The sequence below is a fragment of the Streptomyces sp. NPDC040610 genome, from assembly GCF_055594065.1.
In genome coordinates, this window is sequence record NZ_JBVIXA010000020.1 from 23,535 (window position 1) to 37,414 (window position 13,880).

General features: G+C 74.3%; 13 protein-coding genes. 11 read left to right on the forward strand and 2 right to left on the reverse strand.

Annotation, left to right across the window (positions count from 1 at the left end; genetic code table 11):
- Positions 1-14: 14 nt before the first annotated feature.
- Positions 15-1,166: a hypothetical protein gene (locus ACZ6AA_RS38540; RefSeq protein WP_471463118.1), complete on the reverse strand. Its 1,152-nt coding sequence runs from the start codon at positions 1,164-1,166 to the stop codon at positions 15-17.
- A 318-nt stretch (positions 1,167-1,484) separates the two neighbouring features.
- Here ACZ6AA_RS38540 and ACZ6AA_RS38545 point away from each other — a divergent pair, with 318 nt between their 5' ends.
- The 3 genes from ACZ6AA_RS38545 to ACZ6AA_RS38555 all read left to right on the forward strand — a co-directional run bounded on the left by ACZ6AA_RS38545 (position 1,485) and on the right by ACZ6AA_RS38555 (position 4,191).
- Positions 1,485-2,231 (forward strand): DUF1838 family protein, encoded by a 747-nt coding sequence (locus ACZ6AA_RS38545; protein ID WP_471463120.1) that lies wholly within the window; start codon positions 1,485-1,487, stop codon positions 2,229-2,231.
- 138 nt (positions 2,232-2,369) lie between these two features.
- Positions 2,370-3,017 (forward strand): dihydrofolate reductase family protein, encoded by a 648-nt coding sequence (locus ACZ6AA_RS38550; protein ID WP_471463121.1) that lies wholly within the window; start codon positions 2,370-2,372, stop codon positions 3,015-3,017.
- 127 nt (positions 3,018-3,144) lie between these two features.
- Complete coding sequence (locus ACZ6AA_RS38555) at positions 3,145-4,191, forward strand: methyltransferase (protein ID WP_471463123.1); 1,047 nt, start codon at positions 3,145-3,147, stop codon at positions 4,189-4,191.
- 114 nt (positions 4,192-4,305) lie between these two features.
- Here the strand turns inward: ACZ6AA_RS38555 and ACZ6AA_RS38560 are convergent, their stop codons facing one another.
- The gene (locus tag ACZ6AA_RS38560) at positions 4,306-5,184 is read right to left on the reverse strand and encodes an alpha/beta fold hydrolase (RefSeq protein WP_468455293.1); all 879 of its coding nucleotides are present in this window, start codon (positions 5,182-5,184) and stop codon (positions 4,306-4,308) included.
- Positions 5,185-5,254: 70 nt separating this feature from the next.
- Between ACZ6AA_RS38560 and ACZ6AA_RS38565 the strand changes: the two genes are divergently transcribed.
- The 8 genes from ACZ6AA_RS38565 (at position 5,255) to ACZ6AA_RS38600 (ending at position 13,880) form a co-directional block, all read left to right on the forward strand.
- A complete protein-coding gene (locus ACZ6AA_RS38565) occupies positions 5,255-5,887 on the forward strand; it encodes a TetR family transcriptional regulator (protein WP_468483380.1) in 633 nt (210 codons plus the stop codon).
- 160 nt (positions 5,888-6,047) lie between these two features.
- Complete coding sequence (locus ACZ6AA_RS38570) at positions 6,048-6,659, forward strand: hypothetical protein (RefSeq protein WP_471463126.1); 612 nt, start codon at positions 6,048-6,050, stop codon at positions 6,657-6,659.
- 79 nt (positions 6,660-6,738) lie between these two features.
- Positions 6,739-10,236 (forward strand): CHAT domain-containing protein, encoded by a 3,498-nt coding sequence (locus ACZ6AA_RS38575; RefSeq protein ID WP_471463128.1) that lies wholly within the window; start codon positions 6,739-6,741, stop codon positions 10,234-10,236.
- Entirely contained in the window at positions 10,233-10,925 is a 693-nt protein-coding gene (locus ACZ6AA_RS38580; protein WP_468455285.1) for a hypothetical protein, read from the forward strand. The genes ACZ6AA_RS38575 and ACZ6AA_RS38580 overlap by 4 nt, the downstream gene beginning before the upstream one ends.
- Positions 10,925-11,602, forward strand: coding sequence for an RES family NAD+ phosphorylase (locus ACZ6AA_RS38585; RefSeq protein ID WP_468455283.1), 678 nt, complete (start codon positions 10,925-10,927; stop codon positions 11,600-11,602). Before ACZ6AA_RS38580 ends, ACZ6AA_RS38585 begins: the two co-directional genes overlap by 1 nt.
- 255 nt (positions 11,603-11,857) lie before the next feature.
- Positions 11,858-12,061 carry a hypothetical protein gene (locus ACZ6AA_RS38590; RefSeq protein WP_471463130.1) on the forward strand — a complete coding sequence of 68 codons (204 nt, stop codon included), beginning with the start codon at positions 11,858-11,860 and terminating at the stop codon, positions 12,059-12,061.
- On the forward strand, positions 12,058-12,828 hold the full coding sequence (locus ACZ6AA_RS38595) for a vWA domain-containing protein (protein WP_468455279.1): 771 nt from the start codon (positions 12,058-12,060) through the stop codon (positions 12,826-12,828). The genes ACZ6AA_RS38590 and ACZ6AA_RS38595 overlap by 4 nt, the downstream gene beginning before the upstream one ends.
- Positions 12,825-13,880, forward strand: coding sequence for a protein phosphatase 2C domain-containing protein (locus ACZ6AA_RS38600; protein ID WP_471463132.1), 1,056 nt, complete (start codon positions 12,825-12,827; stop codon positions 13,878-13,880). Before ACZ6AA_RS38595 ends, ACZ6AA_RS38600 begins: the two co-directional genes overlap by 4 nt.

Below are 13,880 nucleotides of genomic sequence, written 5' to 3' on the forward strand. Positions count from 1 at the left end.
CGGGGCGGCAGGCCCTACTTCTTCGGGTCCCGGAAGCGCCCGAACGCCTTCGAGAGGGCCTTCAGCGGCGAGCCGTCCGTCTTGGCGGCGCCCGCGCCGGGCGGCAGGGCCGCGCCGTCGCCGCCGGTCACCTCGGCCAGCGCCGCCTGTGCGGCCTCGGCCGCCTCGCGGTACAGGTCACGGGACTTCGTCATGGCGTCAAGCGCCTCGGCGTACTTGGTGACCATGCCCTGGGCGTGCACCAGCTCCTCGTCCGGGGTGAGCAGGTGCCAGCCCTGGCGCAGTCGCGTCAGGGCCCGCTCGGCCTCGGCGGGCAGCGGCCGCGGCAGGGCGGCGAACTCCTGGATGCGGTCGAGGAGTTCGGTCGGCTCCGAGCCGTCGAGGAAGACGCTGCGCACCGTGAAGCGGTCGGCGTCGTAGTCCTCGCTCGGCGGCTCCGTGGACAGGACGACGGCGCCGCCGCGCGGCATCCGCACGCCCAGCTCCCGCTTCATCGCGAAGTCGGCGATCTGCGCCTGCTCGGGCGTGCCCCGGTGCTCGATCACCCGGTGCCGCAGTCCCGGCGGCAGGAACGTCGTGATCGGCTGCTGCCCGACCGTGTCCGGCGTCATCGCCTCGTGCACCACGACGTGGACGAACCAGCTCTGCCGGGTGCAGTCCCGCAGTCGGCGGCGCAGCTCGTCGTCGTCCTTCGGCAGGTGGTTCGCCGCCCGCAGCCGTACGTCCGGCACCGTGTCGTGGTCCCAGGGGACCTGCTCGCTGTCGGGCCAGAACATGGTGGCGGGCGAGGGCCAGCGCGCGTCCCACGCCCGGTCCGCCTCGGCGGCGAGGATCCAGGTGACGCCGTCGCCGTCCTTGCGGCGGCTCTCCGGGTCGTACGTGGTGAGCTGGGCGCGCACCGTGACGTCGTCGTCCACGCGCCAGCGGGCCTCGAAGAGACGCCGGGCGAGGGGGCCGGCGTCGGCGGACTCGTCCCGGGGGTGCAGCACGGTGGCGCGGGCGGCCTCGGCCGGTTCGAGGTCCAGGAAGTCGTCGAGCACCCCGGCCGCCTTGAGGGCGATCAGGTTGCGCCGGACGTCCTGCTCGGGCTCGGGCCCTAGGTGGCGCCCGCGCCCCAGCCACGCGGTGTCGGGGGCAGTGGTCGATGAGGTGGTGTTTTTGGCCATGAAATCGTTCTGTGGGTGATCGGGGCCCGACCAGTATGGTCCGTGAACGCTTGTGTTTCCCAGGTCAGAACCCTTCCACCCCAAGGGGGATCAGCAAACCGCCGGCTTCGGCCTCAAAGAAGTCACCTTCTCATGGAGTCGGGGGCCTTGGCCCGGAAATCGGCCCCGGACCGGGCGCGCGACCGGCCGGGGCGGCAAGTGTCGGCCCGGGGCGCGCACCCCCGCGCGTGCGCCGGGTGCCGCGGATCTTGCCGACTCTTTCCGGCCGATCGCGCCCCGGCTGCGCCCGCCCGGCCGTGACCACGCAGAGTGGTCCGTATGACGACTCCCGCAGAGCTGCTCCGTTCCTTCGCCCGCACCCGCGCCTCGCTCGACGGCGAGGAGGTCACGTACTGGTGGTCCGGGGATGTGTACTCCTGGGCGCCCGACGAGCCGTACCAGCGCGTGTTCGGCTTCGAAGGGCTCAATGTCGCCCGCCTGGTCCAGGACGCCGAGGCCGGTCCCGACGCGTATCAACTGCTCACCCGCGAGGCGGCCTTCTTCCTTGACCCCGGCACCCGCGAGATCCTGGAGACCTGGCAGGACCTTCCGGTGACGCACATCTGGAACGACCCGGCGAACCAGAGGTGGCGCCCCTTCCCGATACCGACGACCGAGCTCGGCGGCCAGGTCTGCTTCAGCCTGGAGATCCCGCTGTCCTACCCCTCGCCCCTGCCGGTGGCCCAGTATCCCGAGCACTCGGCCGGTGACACGTACAAGGCCCTTGAGCTCTTCCAGTTCTTCGCCGACCGCGCCGACCTCGCGGGCCCGGCGCCCAGCGTCCCGGCCACCATGTCGTGGAGCCGGATGTCCCCGTGGCTCCCCTGGATGGCCCGGGGGCAGCGCCCCGGCGGTCTCACCTTCCACTGCCGGGGCCGCAAGCTCGCCTCGTACACCGAGGTCCCCGAGCGCACCCGCGCCTACATCGCGGATCACCAGCCGAAGTTCGCCCATGCCCCGCGTGAGTGGAGCGAGCCGAACGAGACCAGTTGGACGTACTTCCGGAAGCTCAACCCGCCGAAGTAACCGCCGCGCCGCCCCGCCGCCACCCCCGACCGCGGGACTCCGCCGACCATGGGAACTCGACCGGCCCACGGTCAGGAATCCCTTGCGCCCGACCGCAGGACAGGAACCGAACGCAGAACGGGAAAGGAACCACCCGCCATGTCACTCACCCGCGTCCAGCACGTCTCCCTCTCCCTCGACGGTTTCGCGACCGGTGAGGGCCAGAGCCTCGACGCGCCGTTCGGCCACGCCGGGGAACGGCTGCACGACTGGATGTTCGCCACCCGGTGGGGCCGCCGGATGCTGGGCCGGACGGGCGGCACGGGCGGCGTCGACGACGCCCTCGTGCGGCAGTTCGCTCCCGGGATCGGCGCCGAGATCATGGGGGCCGGGAAGTTCGGCCACCCCGGCTGGCACGAGGACCCGCAGTGGAAGGGCTGGTGGGGCTCCAACCCGCCGTTCCACACGCCGGTCTTCGTCCTCACCCATCACACGCGGCCCTCGATCGAGATGGAGGGCGGCACGACGTTCCACTTCATCGACGCCTCGCCCGCCGAGGCCCTCGAGACGGCCCGCGAGGCCGCGGGCGGCCTGGACGTGCGCCTCGGCGGCGGCCCCACCATGATCCGCGACTTCCTCGCCGCCGGTCTCGTCGACCACATGCACCTCGTGGTGGTCCCGATCCTGCTCGGCCGGGGCGTGCGCCTCTGGGACGGCCTCGAGGGCCTGGAGAGGGACTACGAGGTCGAGGCCGTCTCCACGCCCAGCAGAGTCACGCATCTGATGTTCACCCGCGCGGGCCTGTGAACCGCCTCGGTCACCGCGCGCGGAGGTGAGGGGGCGGCGGGCGTGATGCGGCCGATCGTGGTGGGCGACCGCGGGGAAGGGGCTTCCTGTCGAGGCATGCGCGGTCCCGCCGGGTAGGGATGTGATCATGACTGCGACGAGCGCATCCGCCCCCGGCACGACCACCCGCACCCCCGCCGTCGCCATACTGCGGCTGCTCGGCGGCTTCCAGATCTCGCAGGCCCTGTACGTCGCGGCCCGCGCCGGGATCGCCGACGAGCTGGTCGGCGGGCCCCGGCCGGTCGGCGCGGTGGCCGAGGCCACGGGGCTCCGGCCCGACCTGCTGCGCCGACTCCTGCGGACCCTCGCCGCCGAGCAGGTCTTCGCCTACGACGAGGAGCGGGACTCCGTGGCCCTCGGGGCGCTCGGGCACACCCTGCGCAGCGACACCGACGAGTCCGTCCGCGACGTCGCCCTCATGTGGATGGAGACCCACTACCGGCCCTTCGGCCGGCTGTGGTCCACGCTGCACGACGGAGTGCCCGCCGCGGAAAGGGAGTTGGGCAGGCCGTTCTTCGACTGGCTCGGGGAGGACCCGGACCGGGTCGCGGGGTTCAGCTCCGCCATGGGCGACCTGATGCGGGCCGTCCGCCGGGACGCGATCGACGCCCTCGACCTGACCGGCGTCGGCCACCTGGTCGACATCGGCGGAGCCGACGGCACGGGCCTCGCCACCCTCGCGGGGCGCCACCCGCACCTGCGCGGCACCGTCTTCGACCTGCCTCATGTCGTACGGGCCGCGCACGCCACCCTGAGCCGGGCCGGGGTCGCCGACCGCGTCGACAGCCGGGGCGGCGACTTCTTCCAGGCCGTCCCGGAGGGCGCCGACGCGTATCTCGCCTGCTTCATCCTCCACGACTGGAACGACGAGCAGAGCACCCGGATCCTGGAGCGCGTCCACGAGGCGGCGGCCCCCGGCGCCCGGCTCCTGCTCGTCGAGACCGTCCTCGGCCGCGGCCCCGCACCCGAGATCGCGACCATGCTGGACCTGACCATGATGGGCATGCTCGACGGGCGCGAGCGCACCTTGGAGGACTGGCGCGGTCTGCTCGCGGGCGCGGGATTCGAACTGACCCGCACCGTCGAGACGGCGGGCCCCATGTGTGTCATCGAGGCGGTCAGGGTGGATCACTGACGCGCACGAGGTCGCTGACAGCGGTTCGCCGCCGGGAGTCCGGTGTGCCACAGCTCGGGGTCCGGCGTGGCCCTCGGTGGCTGGCGTGCGGCTCGGTGTCCGGAGTCCCTGACGTCAGCGCGTCAGGAACGCGCGGAGCGCGGTGATCAGCGCGGCGGGGTTGTCCTCCTGCACGTTGTGACCCGCGTCCGGCACCACCACGAGTTCGCCGTCGGGTACGCGCTCGACGAGGCGTTCGGCGGTGGACTGCGGGAGCACCTTGCTGTGCCCGCCGCGCACGAGGAGCACCGGCAGGCCGGTGAGCTGGGCGGCGAGCCGGTCGATGGCGGCGAGGATGGCGGGGAAGTCGGGCGGACGCGGATCGCCCTTCGGCACCCACGCACCGCCGGGCGCGCGGCGGAACAGCGCGCGCATCCGGTACGTGACGCGCCCTCGGTCGGCCCGCGGATTGACGCGCAGGGCGGCGTCCACCACGGCGTCGAGTGCGTCCACCGGGCCGAGACCGGCCATGAAGGTCCGAACCCGCTTCGTGCTCTCGAAGTCGACGCCGGGTGCGACGTCGATCAGCGCCAGGCGCTCGACGCGGCCGGGGTGCGCGGCGGCGACGTGGGCGGCGACCACGCCACCGAGCGACATGCCGACCAGGCGCACCCGGTCGAAGCCGAGGTGGTCGGCCGCGGCGACCACGTCCTCGGCCATCGCGCCGATCCGGTAGTCGTCGGACCAGTCGCTGTCGCCGTGGCCGCGCAGGTCCAGTGCCACGAGCCGCGCGGCGCCGCGCAGGCCGAGGCAGACGAAGTCCCAGGTGTGGGCGTTCAGTCCGCCGCCGTGCAACAGCAGCACTTCGGGGCCGGGGCCGCCCCAGTCGAATCCGTGCAGGCGGCAGCCCGCGCGGGAGTGGAAGAGGTCGCGCGGCGGTGCCGGATCGTGGATCCGTACGCCCAGCGACGCCGCGAGATCGGTCATCGACGGGACCGAGGTCTGCTCGTTCACCGCGGCACCCCCTTACCTTGAGGCTCCAAGGTAAGCCTCTTACCTTGGGCCGTCAAGGTAAGCTTGCGAGGTGGCTACCCGTAGACGACGTACCCCCGACGAGGCCAAGCGACTGATCCTGGAGGCCGCGGGCGAGCTGCTCGCCGCGGGTGGCCCGGCGGCCGTGCAGGTGCGGGCCGTGGCCGCCGCGGTCGGGGTGTCCGACGCCGCGGTCAACCACCACTTCGGCAACCGCGAGCAGTTGCTGTCGGCGCTGCTGCGCTTCGGCGGGAAGAAGCTCAAGTCCGGGCTGCGCGCCGCCCTGGACACCTGGACCGACGGGCCCGCCGACCCGGCCGACCTGGTGCGGGCGCTGTCCGCGCCCTACACCGACGGCTACGCCGAACTGGCCCTCGCGCTGCACCAGTCGGGCTGGCGGGACACCGGAAGCGGACTGCTCGACGAGATCGTTGACCGCCTGCACGCGCAGGCGCGGGCCGTCTGCGCCGACACCGGCCGGACACCCCCGGCCCGCGAGACCGTCCAGCTCACGGTGGCCGCACTGCATCAAGCCGTCGCGATGGAGCCCCTGTTCGGCGCCGAGTTCCGCAGGAGCGTCGGACTGGACGCGGCCGCGCGCGACCGCACGCTCCACTGGTGGACCGAGACCCTGCGTTCCACCCTCGCCGGAACGGACGGCACGCCCGCCGGGCAGGGCCGGTGACGGTCGGCACCGAGGAGACGCGGGTCCTCGGACCACGCCTCGCCGTTCGTGCCGGCCGGGCGGGACCCGGGCGAAGGTCGGGTGGTCCTCGGGCGTGGGGTTCCGCGGGACGGACGGCGCCGGTTCGCTGGAGGTGTGCGGCGACACGGGGGTGAGGGCGATGGACATCGCTGGTGCGGGTGCGCCGATCGTGGCGGTCGTCGGCGTGCTCGGCACCCTGCTGTCGGCCCTGCTCACCCAGCGCGCGGCCGAGCGCAGTCGACAGCGCGAACAGGAGCGGGCCGAGCGGACCCAGGCCTGGGCCAGGGAGACCGAGGAACGCCGCGCCTGCTGCATCGCGCTCAACACCGCGTCGCGGCAGTACCTGGCCGCCCTCACCGACCAGTTCCACACCCTGGCCCGCGCGGAGGATCCACGCGCGGCACGACAACGCCTCACCGAGGCCCGGGACCTGCACCGGGACGTGTACGCGGAGGCCCAGATGCGGCTGCCCGACCCGGTACTCGCCCTCGCCGGAGAGGCCACCCACGCGCTCGGCGCCCTCTACGGCAGGCTCCGGCGCCTGGACGACGGCGTTCCCCGGCCGGGCGACTCACTCGACGCCGCACAGGAGGAGATCGACGCACTGTGGGAGCGGCTGCGAGAGCTGCGCAGGGGGATGCGCGCGGACCTCGGAGCCTCCGGGCCGTCCCGGCCGGGCCCCTCCACCGCCCCCGAACCACGCCCCGCCCGAACCGGTCCGGGCGCGTTCCGGGCGAGTTCCGGGCGTTGATCGGGCGCCGGACGAAAAGCTCGGCGATCGGGCTTCGCCACGGCTGACATCTCGTCATCATGGAGGCCGAAACGGTCTGTTGGGATCATCAGGACGTGAGGAGTGCCGGTGGGGGGAAGAAGAGGAGAGCGGTGGCGTCCAGGCCGTGCGGGCCTGGGCCGGTGAGGCCGTCGAGCGGGCGAAGGCGCTGCTGCCGACGCCGCCCACGGTCGCCGTACCGACGCGCGCCCACGACGAGTCGATCGCGGAACTCGACGCGCTCTCCCACCTGTTGGACCACGATCCGGAGCTGCGCGGCTCGGTGACCGTCTGGCTCGGCGGCGCCCTCACCTTGCGCCACACCGCCGGGGGCGGTACCCCCGGGGACCGGGAGCGGGCGCACACGCTGCTGCGGGCCGCACGGGACCCGGCGACGCCGATCGGAGCCGCGGCCCGCGCCGAGGACCGGCGGTGGGCCGCGCTGTTCCTGCTGACGCACGCGATGCCGCTGCAGGAGATGCTGGGCGGGCTCGCGCCCGAGCCGGACGCGACCGCCCTGTTCGACATGATCATGCGGAACGGGCCGAGCGGGATGACCGCCTTCGCGGCAGAGGTCCATGAGCTGGTGACCGAGGCGGCCGAACTCCCGCTGCCGCCGGAGACCTTGGGGCAGTTGCGGCAGGTGCGCTGCCTCCATGCCCAGCCCTCGGCCGCCGGGCTCAGCGAGCTGTTCACGAGCCTCGTGCCCGACGACGGGCTCCCGGGCACCGACCAGCTGCGGCAGACGATGATGAACCTGCTGACGACGATGACCGGTGGCGCGGGTCCGAAGGCCGGTCCGGGCACAGCGCACCGTACCGACGCGGGCACGGCGCACCGTACCGACGCGGGCACGAGCGCCACGCACGCCACCGCGGGCCCTGCCGCCGACACTCCGCCCCCTGCTGCCGAGGACAACGCCCGTACCCGGACCTCCGCCGCCGACGCCCCGGGCCTCTCGGACACCGCCCCCGCCCCGGCCGACGGCGATCCCCCGGCCGCGCCCCGCACCCCCGACGAAGTCCGTCGGCTCCTCGCCGCCTGGCAGGCCGTCCAGACCACGTCCGTGGACTTCGTGAACCATGCCGGTGGCGGCGACCCGGCCGCCCTCAATCAGCAGCTCGGTCGGCTGCGTGCCGCCCGGGACGGGCTGCCGGACGACATGCCGGACAAGGACGCCCTCGACGGGCTGATGGCGCTGCTGCTCGGCGTCAGCGACGGTGCCGGCGGCACCCTTCAGGACCAGGCCCTCGGCCTCGCCCACACCCGGACGGTCACCGGCTTCTTGCGGCGCAAGGCGGAGAGCCAGATCCCCATGGCCGACCTCTTCCCGGTCATGGCCGACGCGATGGAGCTGATGGCCGAGGCCCGCACCGCCGGGCAGACCGAGGACGTGGACCGGCTCCGGGCCCTGCTGGCCAGGGCCGAGGCCTTCGCGGACATCGTTCCCGAGGACAACGCCCTGCGCGCGGTGGCCGTCCTCACCCGCGCCATGGCCCGCATGACGCTCGGCCGGTGCACCCGGGACAAGGAGCTGCTCCTGGGCGGCCTCGCGGACCTCGACGAGGGCAGGGCGGCCGCGGGGAACAGCAAGCTCCCGATCGGGGACGACGTGCTCGCGGCCATCGCGCCCGACGCCGCGGCCATGCGTTCGTTGCTCAGCGGCGAAAGCGGCGAAAGCAGCGAAAGCAGCGACGTCCCGGACCGGGAGGTGCCACCGCCGGACGCGCCCGCCGACCAGTTGCACTCCGCCGCGACCCGCCTCCGCATGCGCTACGACTTCACCAAGGACCCGGCTGACCTCGATGCCGCCATCACCGCCCTGGAACGGCTCCGCGAGCACATCCGGCACGGCCGTGCCCCGCGCGTCGCCGCCGACTCCCTGTGGTCGCTCGCCGATTCCTACCGCGCCCGCTGGCACCGGGAGCACAGCGAGTCCGACGCGGACGCCGTCACCGACACGGCGAACGAGGCCATGGCCACCCTCGCCGCCGACGTCCTCCTCCAGCACGGCGCCGAACACCGGCTGACGACCGCCCGCACCGGCGCCTCCCTCTGTCTGCGGGCCGCCCTGTGGGCCGCCGCACACGAGCGGGTGCCGGATGCGGTGACCGCCCTGGAGCTGGGCAGGGCGCTGGTGCTGCGGGCGGCGGCCACCACCCGGGCCGTACCGGAACTCCTCAGGGAGCGCGGGCATCCCGAACTCGCCGCCGCCTGGCGGAAGTCCGGCGCCGCCGACAGCGCCGAGCTGCCCGCCGAGCTCCCGAGCACCCTGCGCCGCCAGGCCCTGGAAGCCCTCGGCTACCGGCAGGAGGGCGGGCTGTTCGCCACCCCCACCCTGCGCGAACTCGCGGACGGCGTGGGCGAGGCCGGCGCGGACGCCCTCATCTATCTGGTGCCCGGCAGCGACGGCGAGGCCCCCGGCATGGTGCTTGCGGTGGGCCCCGAGATCGGTGTCGGCGTCGGCCCGCTGCCCGCGCTCTCCGCGGCGCGGAGCGCCCCGCTGGAGCGGTACTTGGACGCGGCCGCGGCCCGCCCCCCGGACCACGTCGACGCAGCGGCGGAACACGCCTGGGAGGAGGCCCTGGCCGACCTCTGCGACTGGGCGTACGAGGTGTTCGCCCATGTCCTGCCCGGCCTCGCGGAACACCTCCCGCGGGACGCGGCCGAACACCGCGCTCCCCGGGTCGTCCTGGTCCCCTGCGGCCGCCTCGGGCTCGTGCCCTGGCACGCGGCCCGATTCCCCGCGGACGCCCCCCACGACTACCTCTGCCAGGCCCTGGTGATCAGCTACGCGGCCTCCGGCAGCCAGTTCCTGCGGACGACGAAACGCGCGCCGCGCGACCCCATCTCGGCCCCCGCCATGGTGGCCGACCCGAGCATCTCGCTGACGTACGCCGAGCTCGAGGTCATGGAGCTGCGCAACGCCTTCTACCCGGGGGCGCGGCTGTACGGCGAATTCGCCACGCTCCCGCCCGACTCGGTACCGACCGGCACCCCCGAACAGCTGCTCGCCCTCCTCGGCCAGGACCACTCGATGGTCCATCTCGCCACGCACGGCATGGCGGGCACACGACCCACGGAGTCGGCCCTGCACCTCGCCCCCACCGAACCGGGCGAGGACGTCGGCCGGCTCACCGTGACGCGCCTCCTCGACCGCCCACAGCCCGCCGAACAGGACGCCCCGGACGGCCCGTTGATCGTCCTGAGCGCCTGCGAGACCGACCTGAGCACCCGCGACCACGACGAGGCCCTGACCCTCACCACGGCGTTCGTCTCGGGCGGCGCACGCGATGTCGTGGGGTCGCGGTGGACCGCGCGCGACGGTGCGTCGATGCTGCTCATGACGGTCTTCCACCACCATCTGCGGGCCGGGCTCAGCCCGGTCGACGCGCTGCGGGCCGCGCAGTTGTGGATGCTCGACCCGGAGCGGCGGGATCCGGGCTGCCTGAGCGCCGAGCTGCGAGGGGACGTCGGCCGCACCGACCTCCAACGGCCCGCCGTCTGGGCCGCGTTCATCCATCAGGGCCATCCCGGCCGGGGCGAGGAGAGCGTATGAACCGGGGAGAGGACAGCGGGGAGAAGGTGCTCGGTCTCGTCGACGCGTACCTGGACAGCCTCCGCGACCGGCTGACCGACGAGCAGTACGAGCTGCTGCTCACCCGCCTGCGCGCGCTCGCCGACACCCCGACGAGCGACACCAGGGCCGCGCGCCGGGCCTTCCAGGCCGTACGCCTGTCCCTGGTGCCGCTGCCGTTCGACCATCCCGTCCGCGAGGCCCTGGACTCCGTACGGCTCGTCGGCCCGGCACCGGTCGGCCACCTCGCCGTCCTGCGGTCGCGGACGCTCCTTGCCCGGATCACGCCCGACCCGGATCCGCCCCCCGACACCGCGGCCATCATCGCCGCCGCCGAGGACCGGCTGCTGCGCGCGCCCGCCCTGTCGGCCACCGAGGTTCGCACCCGGTACGGCGGCGCGCCCCCGCCCCCCGAGCTGATCCGGCTCGACGACCCCGAACGGGGCGACCGCTACCCGGAGTTCCAGTTCGAGCCCGGCGGCGGCGCGCCGTACGCGGTCGTCCTCGAGGTCAACCGGGTGCTGCTCGCCGACGCGGACCCGTGGGGCGCCGCCGACTGGTGGCTGAGCGGCAATCCCTGGCTGGGCGGAGGTCCGCCCGCCGCCCTCCTCGGCATCCGGCCGGACCGCGAACTGGTGGGCGCGGCCGTGGCGTTGGCGGAGGGAAGCTGATGCACGACACCACCGTGGCGCCCTCCGCGTACCGCTTCCAGCCGCACTGGGAGATGCTGCCCGCCGGTGCGCATCTGTGGCGGATGCACTCGTCCCGGTTCGCGGCCGAGCAGTTCAAGCCGTTCGACGCCGAGGACCCCGCGCCCGGCCGCTTCCACGGCACGCCGGAGGACCCCTATCCCTGTCTGTACGCCGCGACGGACCCCGAGACCGCGCTCGCCGAGACCCTGCTGCGCTCGGTCACCTTCGACCAGGAGACCAGCATGCGGCTGATCCCCTGGCGGTGGGTACGGGGCAAGTCGCTGAACGCGGTGCGGACCCGGTGCGAGCTGCGGCTGGTCTCGCTGCGCTCCGGAGCGGCCCTCGCCGCCGTCTGCCAGGACAACCTCCTGCTGGAGAGCGAGGGTCCGGAGCACTACGCGCGCACGCGGCTCTGGGCGCGGGAGATCCGGGCCCAGGCGCCCGAGGCCATGGGGATGATCTGGGAGTCGCGGCGCAATCCGTCGCAGCGGGCCCTGGTGCTCTTCGGGGACCGGCTCGCGGACCGCGCGGACGGTCCCCTCGAAGCGCTGCCGCACCGCGGCATCCCGGACCTCGGCTCGCCGGAGGGCATCAAGGAGACCAACCAGCTCCTCGAACCGCTGCGTTCGGCGATCAAGGAGCCGCTGCGGCGCTGAGGCTGGCACCCGGCACCCGGAACCCGGCCCACCATCCGGCCCGCCGCCCGGCCAGGACCCGACCGGGTCACGACCAGTCCGCGCCCGGCCGGTCCGCTTCACTGAGGAGGCGGGCCGCCGGGGGAAAACACATCGGGGGAGCCTACCCCGGCGGCCCGCACCTCCGCGGCCACCGATATCGACGCGGTGTCAATTCACGTAAGGACCACGCATGTTGGGGACGACGCCACCTACCGTGACCCTATGACCGGGGGGATGGCTGCATGGGCGCACGGCCGCGCGGGCCGCACCGTGACCTGGCCCGCCCCGGACACGTACGTACTCGTCGACGGTGTCCTGCTGCGCATGGTGCCCGAGCCGCCGGGGCTGCCGCCGGGCACGGACGTCACCGTGCGCCACGATCCCGAACGGCGGCGGCTCGTGGCCCACGCCGACCACACGGAGGGGACGGCCGTATGAGCGTCGACGGCATCGGGTTCGGGAGCGGGTACGAGGAGCGGCAGCCCGTGCTCCTTCTCCTCGACACCTCCGCCTCCATGGGGCGCCCCGAGGAGCATCCGCGGATCGACGAGCTGAATCACGCGCTGAACCGCTGGTTCGACGGGGTCCGCGCGCAGGAGCGCCTGCGCACCCGCGTCGAGGTCTGCCTCCTCACCTTCGACTCGGCCGTTCGCGTCTACGACCCGGGGCCGGGCCGCCTGGTCCCGGTCGAGGAGGCCGCCGCCGACCGGCTCTTCGTCCCGGTCGACAGCATGCACCCGCCCACGCTGCGCGCCGAGGGCCTCACCCGGCTCACGGAAGCCGTGGAGACGGCCCTGGAACTGGCCCGCGCCCGCTACCGCGCCCTGCAACGGCAGCGGGTTCCGGTCCGGCGCCCCTTCGTGTGGGTCCTGACGGACGGCGCGCCGAGCGACGCCCGGGGCCGCCCCCTTGACGCGACGGCCCTGGAGGGCACGGCGGGGCGGGTGCGCCAGGGCGAGGTGCGGGGCGAGTGGGTCTTCCAGGTGATCGGGGTGCACGGCGCGGATCTGCCGATGCTCCGGGTCCTCGCGCCGAAGGCCACGTCCCCCTTGGCGGACCTGGACTTCGGCCGGATCCTCGACCTGCTGTTCCAGAGCACGGACGACAGCAGCCCGGACCAGGACGCGGACCTCATCCACCAGCAGGTCAACGACCGCGCCGCCCGGCTCGCCCGGATGGACCGCCTGGAGAGGGACCTCCGGTGATCATCGCGGGCGCCTCCGTCCAGGGCACCGCCCATCTCGCGAACGCCCAGGGCTGCCAGGACGCGTTCAAGGCCGTCGACCTGGGCGACACGGCGGTCCTCGCGGTGTCCGACGGCGCGGGCAGCCGCGACCGCAGCGCCCTGGGCGCCCACCTCGCGGTCGACGCGGCCTGCCGCCTGCTGGCGGAGGACATACCGGGCGCGGAGGCGACGCCGGAGGCGTGGACCCGGTGGATCGCGGAGCGCGGGGCGCGGGTGGTCGAGGAGTATCTGCGCGGGGTGGCGGGGGTGCTGGGCGGGGGTGCGGGTGCGGTGGGGTCCGGTGCGGGGGCGGGGGTGCCTGGTGCGGGGGCGGGATCGGTGGGATTCGGTGCGGTGGCGGGTACGGGTGCGGGTGCGGGTGCAGCGGGCCTCGGCGGTGCGGCGGGAGTCCTGGGTGCGGGGACCGGTTCAGCGGGCCCGGGCGCGGCCTCGGGGGCCCTTGGCGCGGACACGGGCGCGGCGGACCCCGGCCCGCTGCCCGGAGCGCTGGGCGCGGAGACCAATTCACCGAGCCCGGGCGCGGCCTCGGGGACCCTTGGCGCCAACACGGGCACGGCGGACCCCAGTGCGCTGGCGGCCACCCTCACCGCCGCGGTCGTGGCACCGCCCTGGGCCGCCTTCGTCTCGCTGGGCGACGGCTTCGGCACCCTGCTGACCCGCGACGACCGCTGCCACTTGGTACTGCCCCCGCCCACCGCGCCCGCCCCCTTCCTCTCCTCCCCCGGCGCGGCCCTGCGCGTGCGCACCTTCGTCGTCTGGGAGCCGGACCTCGCCGGTGTGGTCCTGGCCACCGACGGCTGCGCCGCCCTCACCCTCGACCACCCCGCCGTCCACCAACTCCCTCCGGACGCCGGGCCGTTACCGGCCGGGGGCTTCTTCCTCGGCCTCGCCGCCACGCTCCGCGAGAACCACGGGGACGCCGAGCCCCTGCGCCGTCGCCTCTCCGGGCCGGAGGCCGGGCGGACCGGTGACGATCTGACCATCCTGTGTGCTCTCGTCGAAGGGGGGTGA

Excerpts from the sequence above, each read along its gene's own strand:
- ACZ6AA_RS38540 (WP_471463118.1), bottom strand. The coding sequence starts at position 1,166 with ATGGCCAAAAACACCACCTCATCGACCACTGCCCCCGACACCGCGTGG.
- ACZ6AA_RS38545 (WP_471463120.1), top strand. The coding sequence starts at position 1,485 with ATGACGACTCCCGCAGAGCTGCTCCGTTCCTTCGCCCGCACCCGCGCC.
- ACZ6AA_RS38550 (WP_471463121.1), top strand. The coding sequence starts at position 2,370 with ATGTCACTCACCCGCGTCCAGCACGTCTCCCTCTCCCTCGACGGTTTC.
- ACZ6AA_RS38555 (WP_471463123.1), top strand. The coding sequence starts at position 3,145 with ATGACTGCGACGAGCGCATCCGCCCCCGGCACGACCACCCGCACCCCC.
- ACZ6AA_RS38570 (WP_471463126.1), top strand. The coding sequence starts at position 6,048 with ATGGACATCGCTGGTGCGGGTGCGCCGATCGTGGCGGTCGTCGGCGTG.
- ACZ6AA_RS38580 (WP_468455285.1), top strand. The coding sequence starts at position 10,233 with ATGAACCGGGGAGAGGACAGCGGGGAGAAGGTGCTCGGTCTCGTCGAC.
- ACZ6AA_RS38585 (WP_468455283.1), top strand. The coding sequence starts at position 10,925 with ATGCACGACACCACCGTGGCGCCCTCCGCGTACCGCTTCCAGCCGCAC.
- ACZ6AA_RS38590 (WP_471463130.1), top strand. The coding sequence starts at position 11,858 with ATGGCTGCATGGGCGCACGGCCGCGCGGGCCGCACCGTGACCTGGCCC.
- ACZ6AA_RS38595 (WP_468455279.1), top strand. The coding sequence starts at position 12,058 with ATGAGCGTCGACGGCATCGGGTTCGGGAGCGGGTACGAGGAGCGGCAG.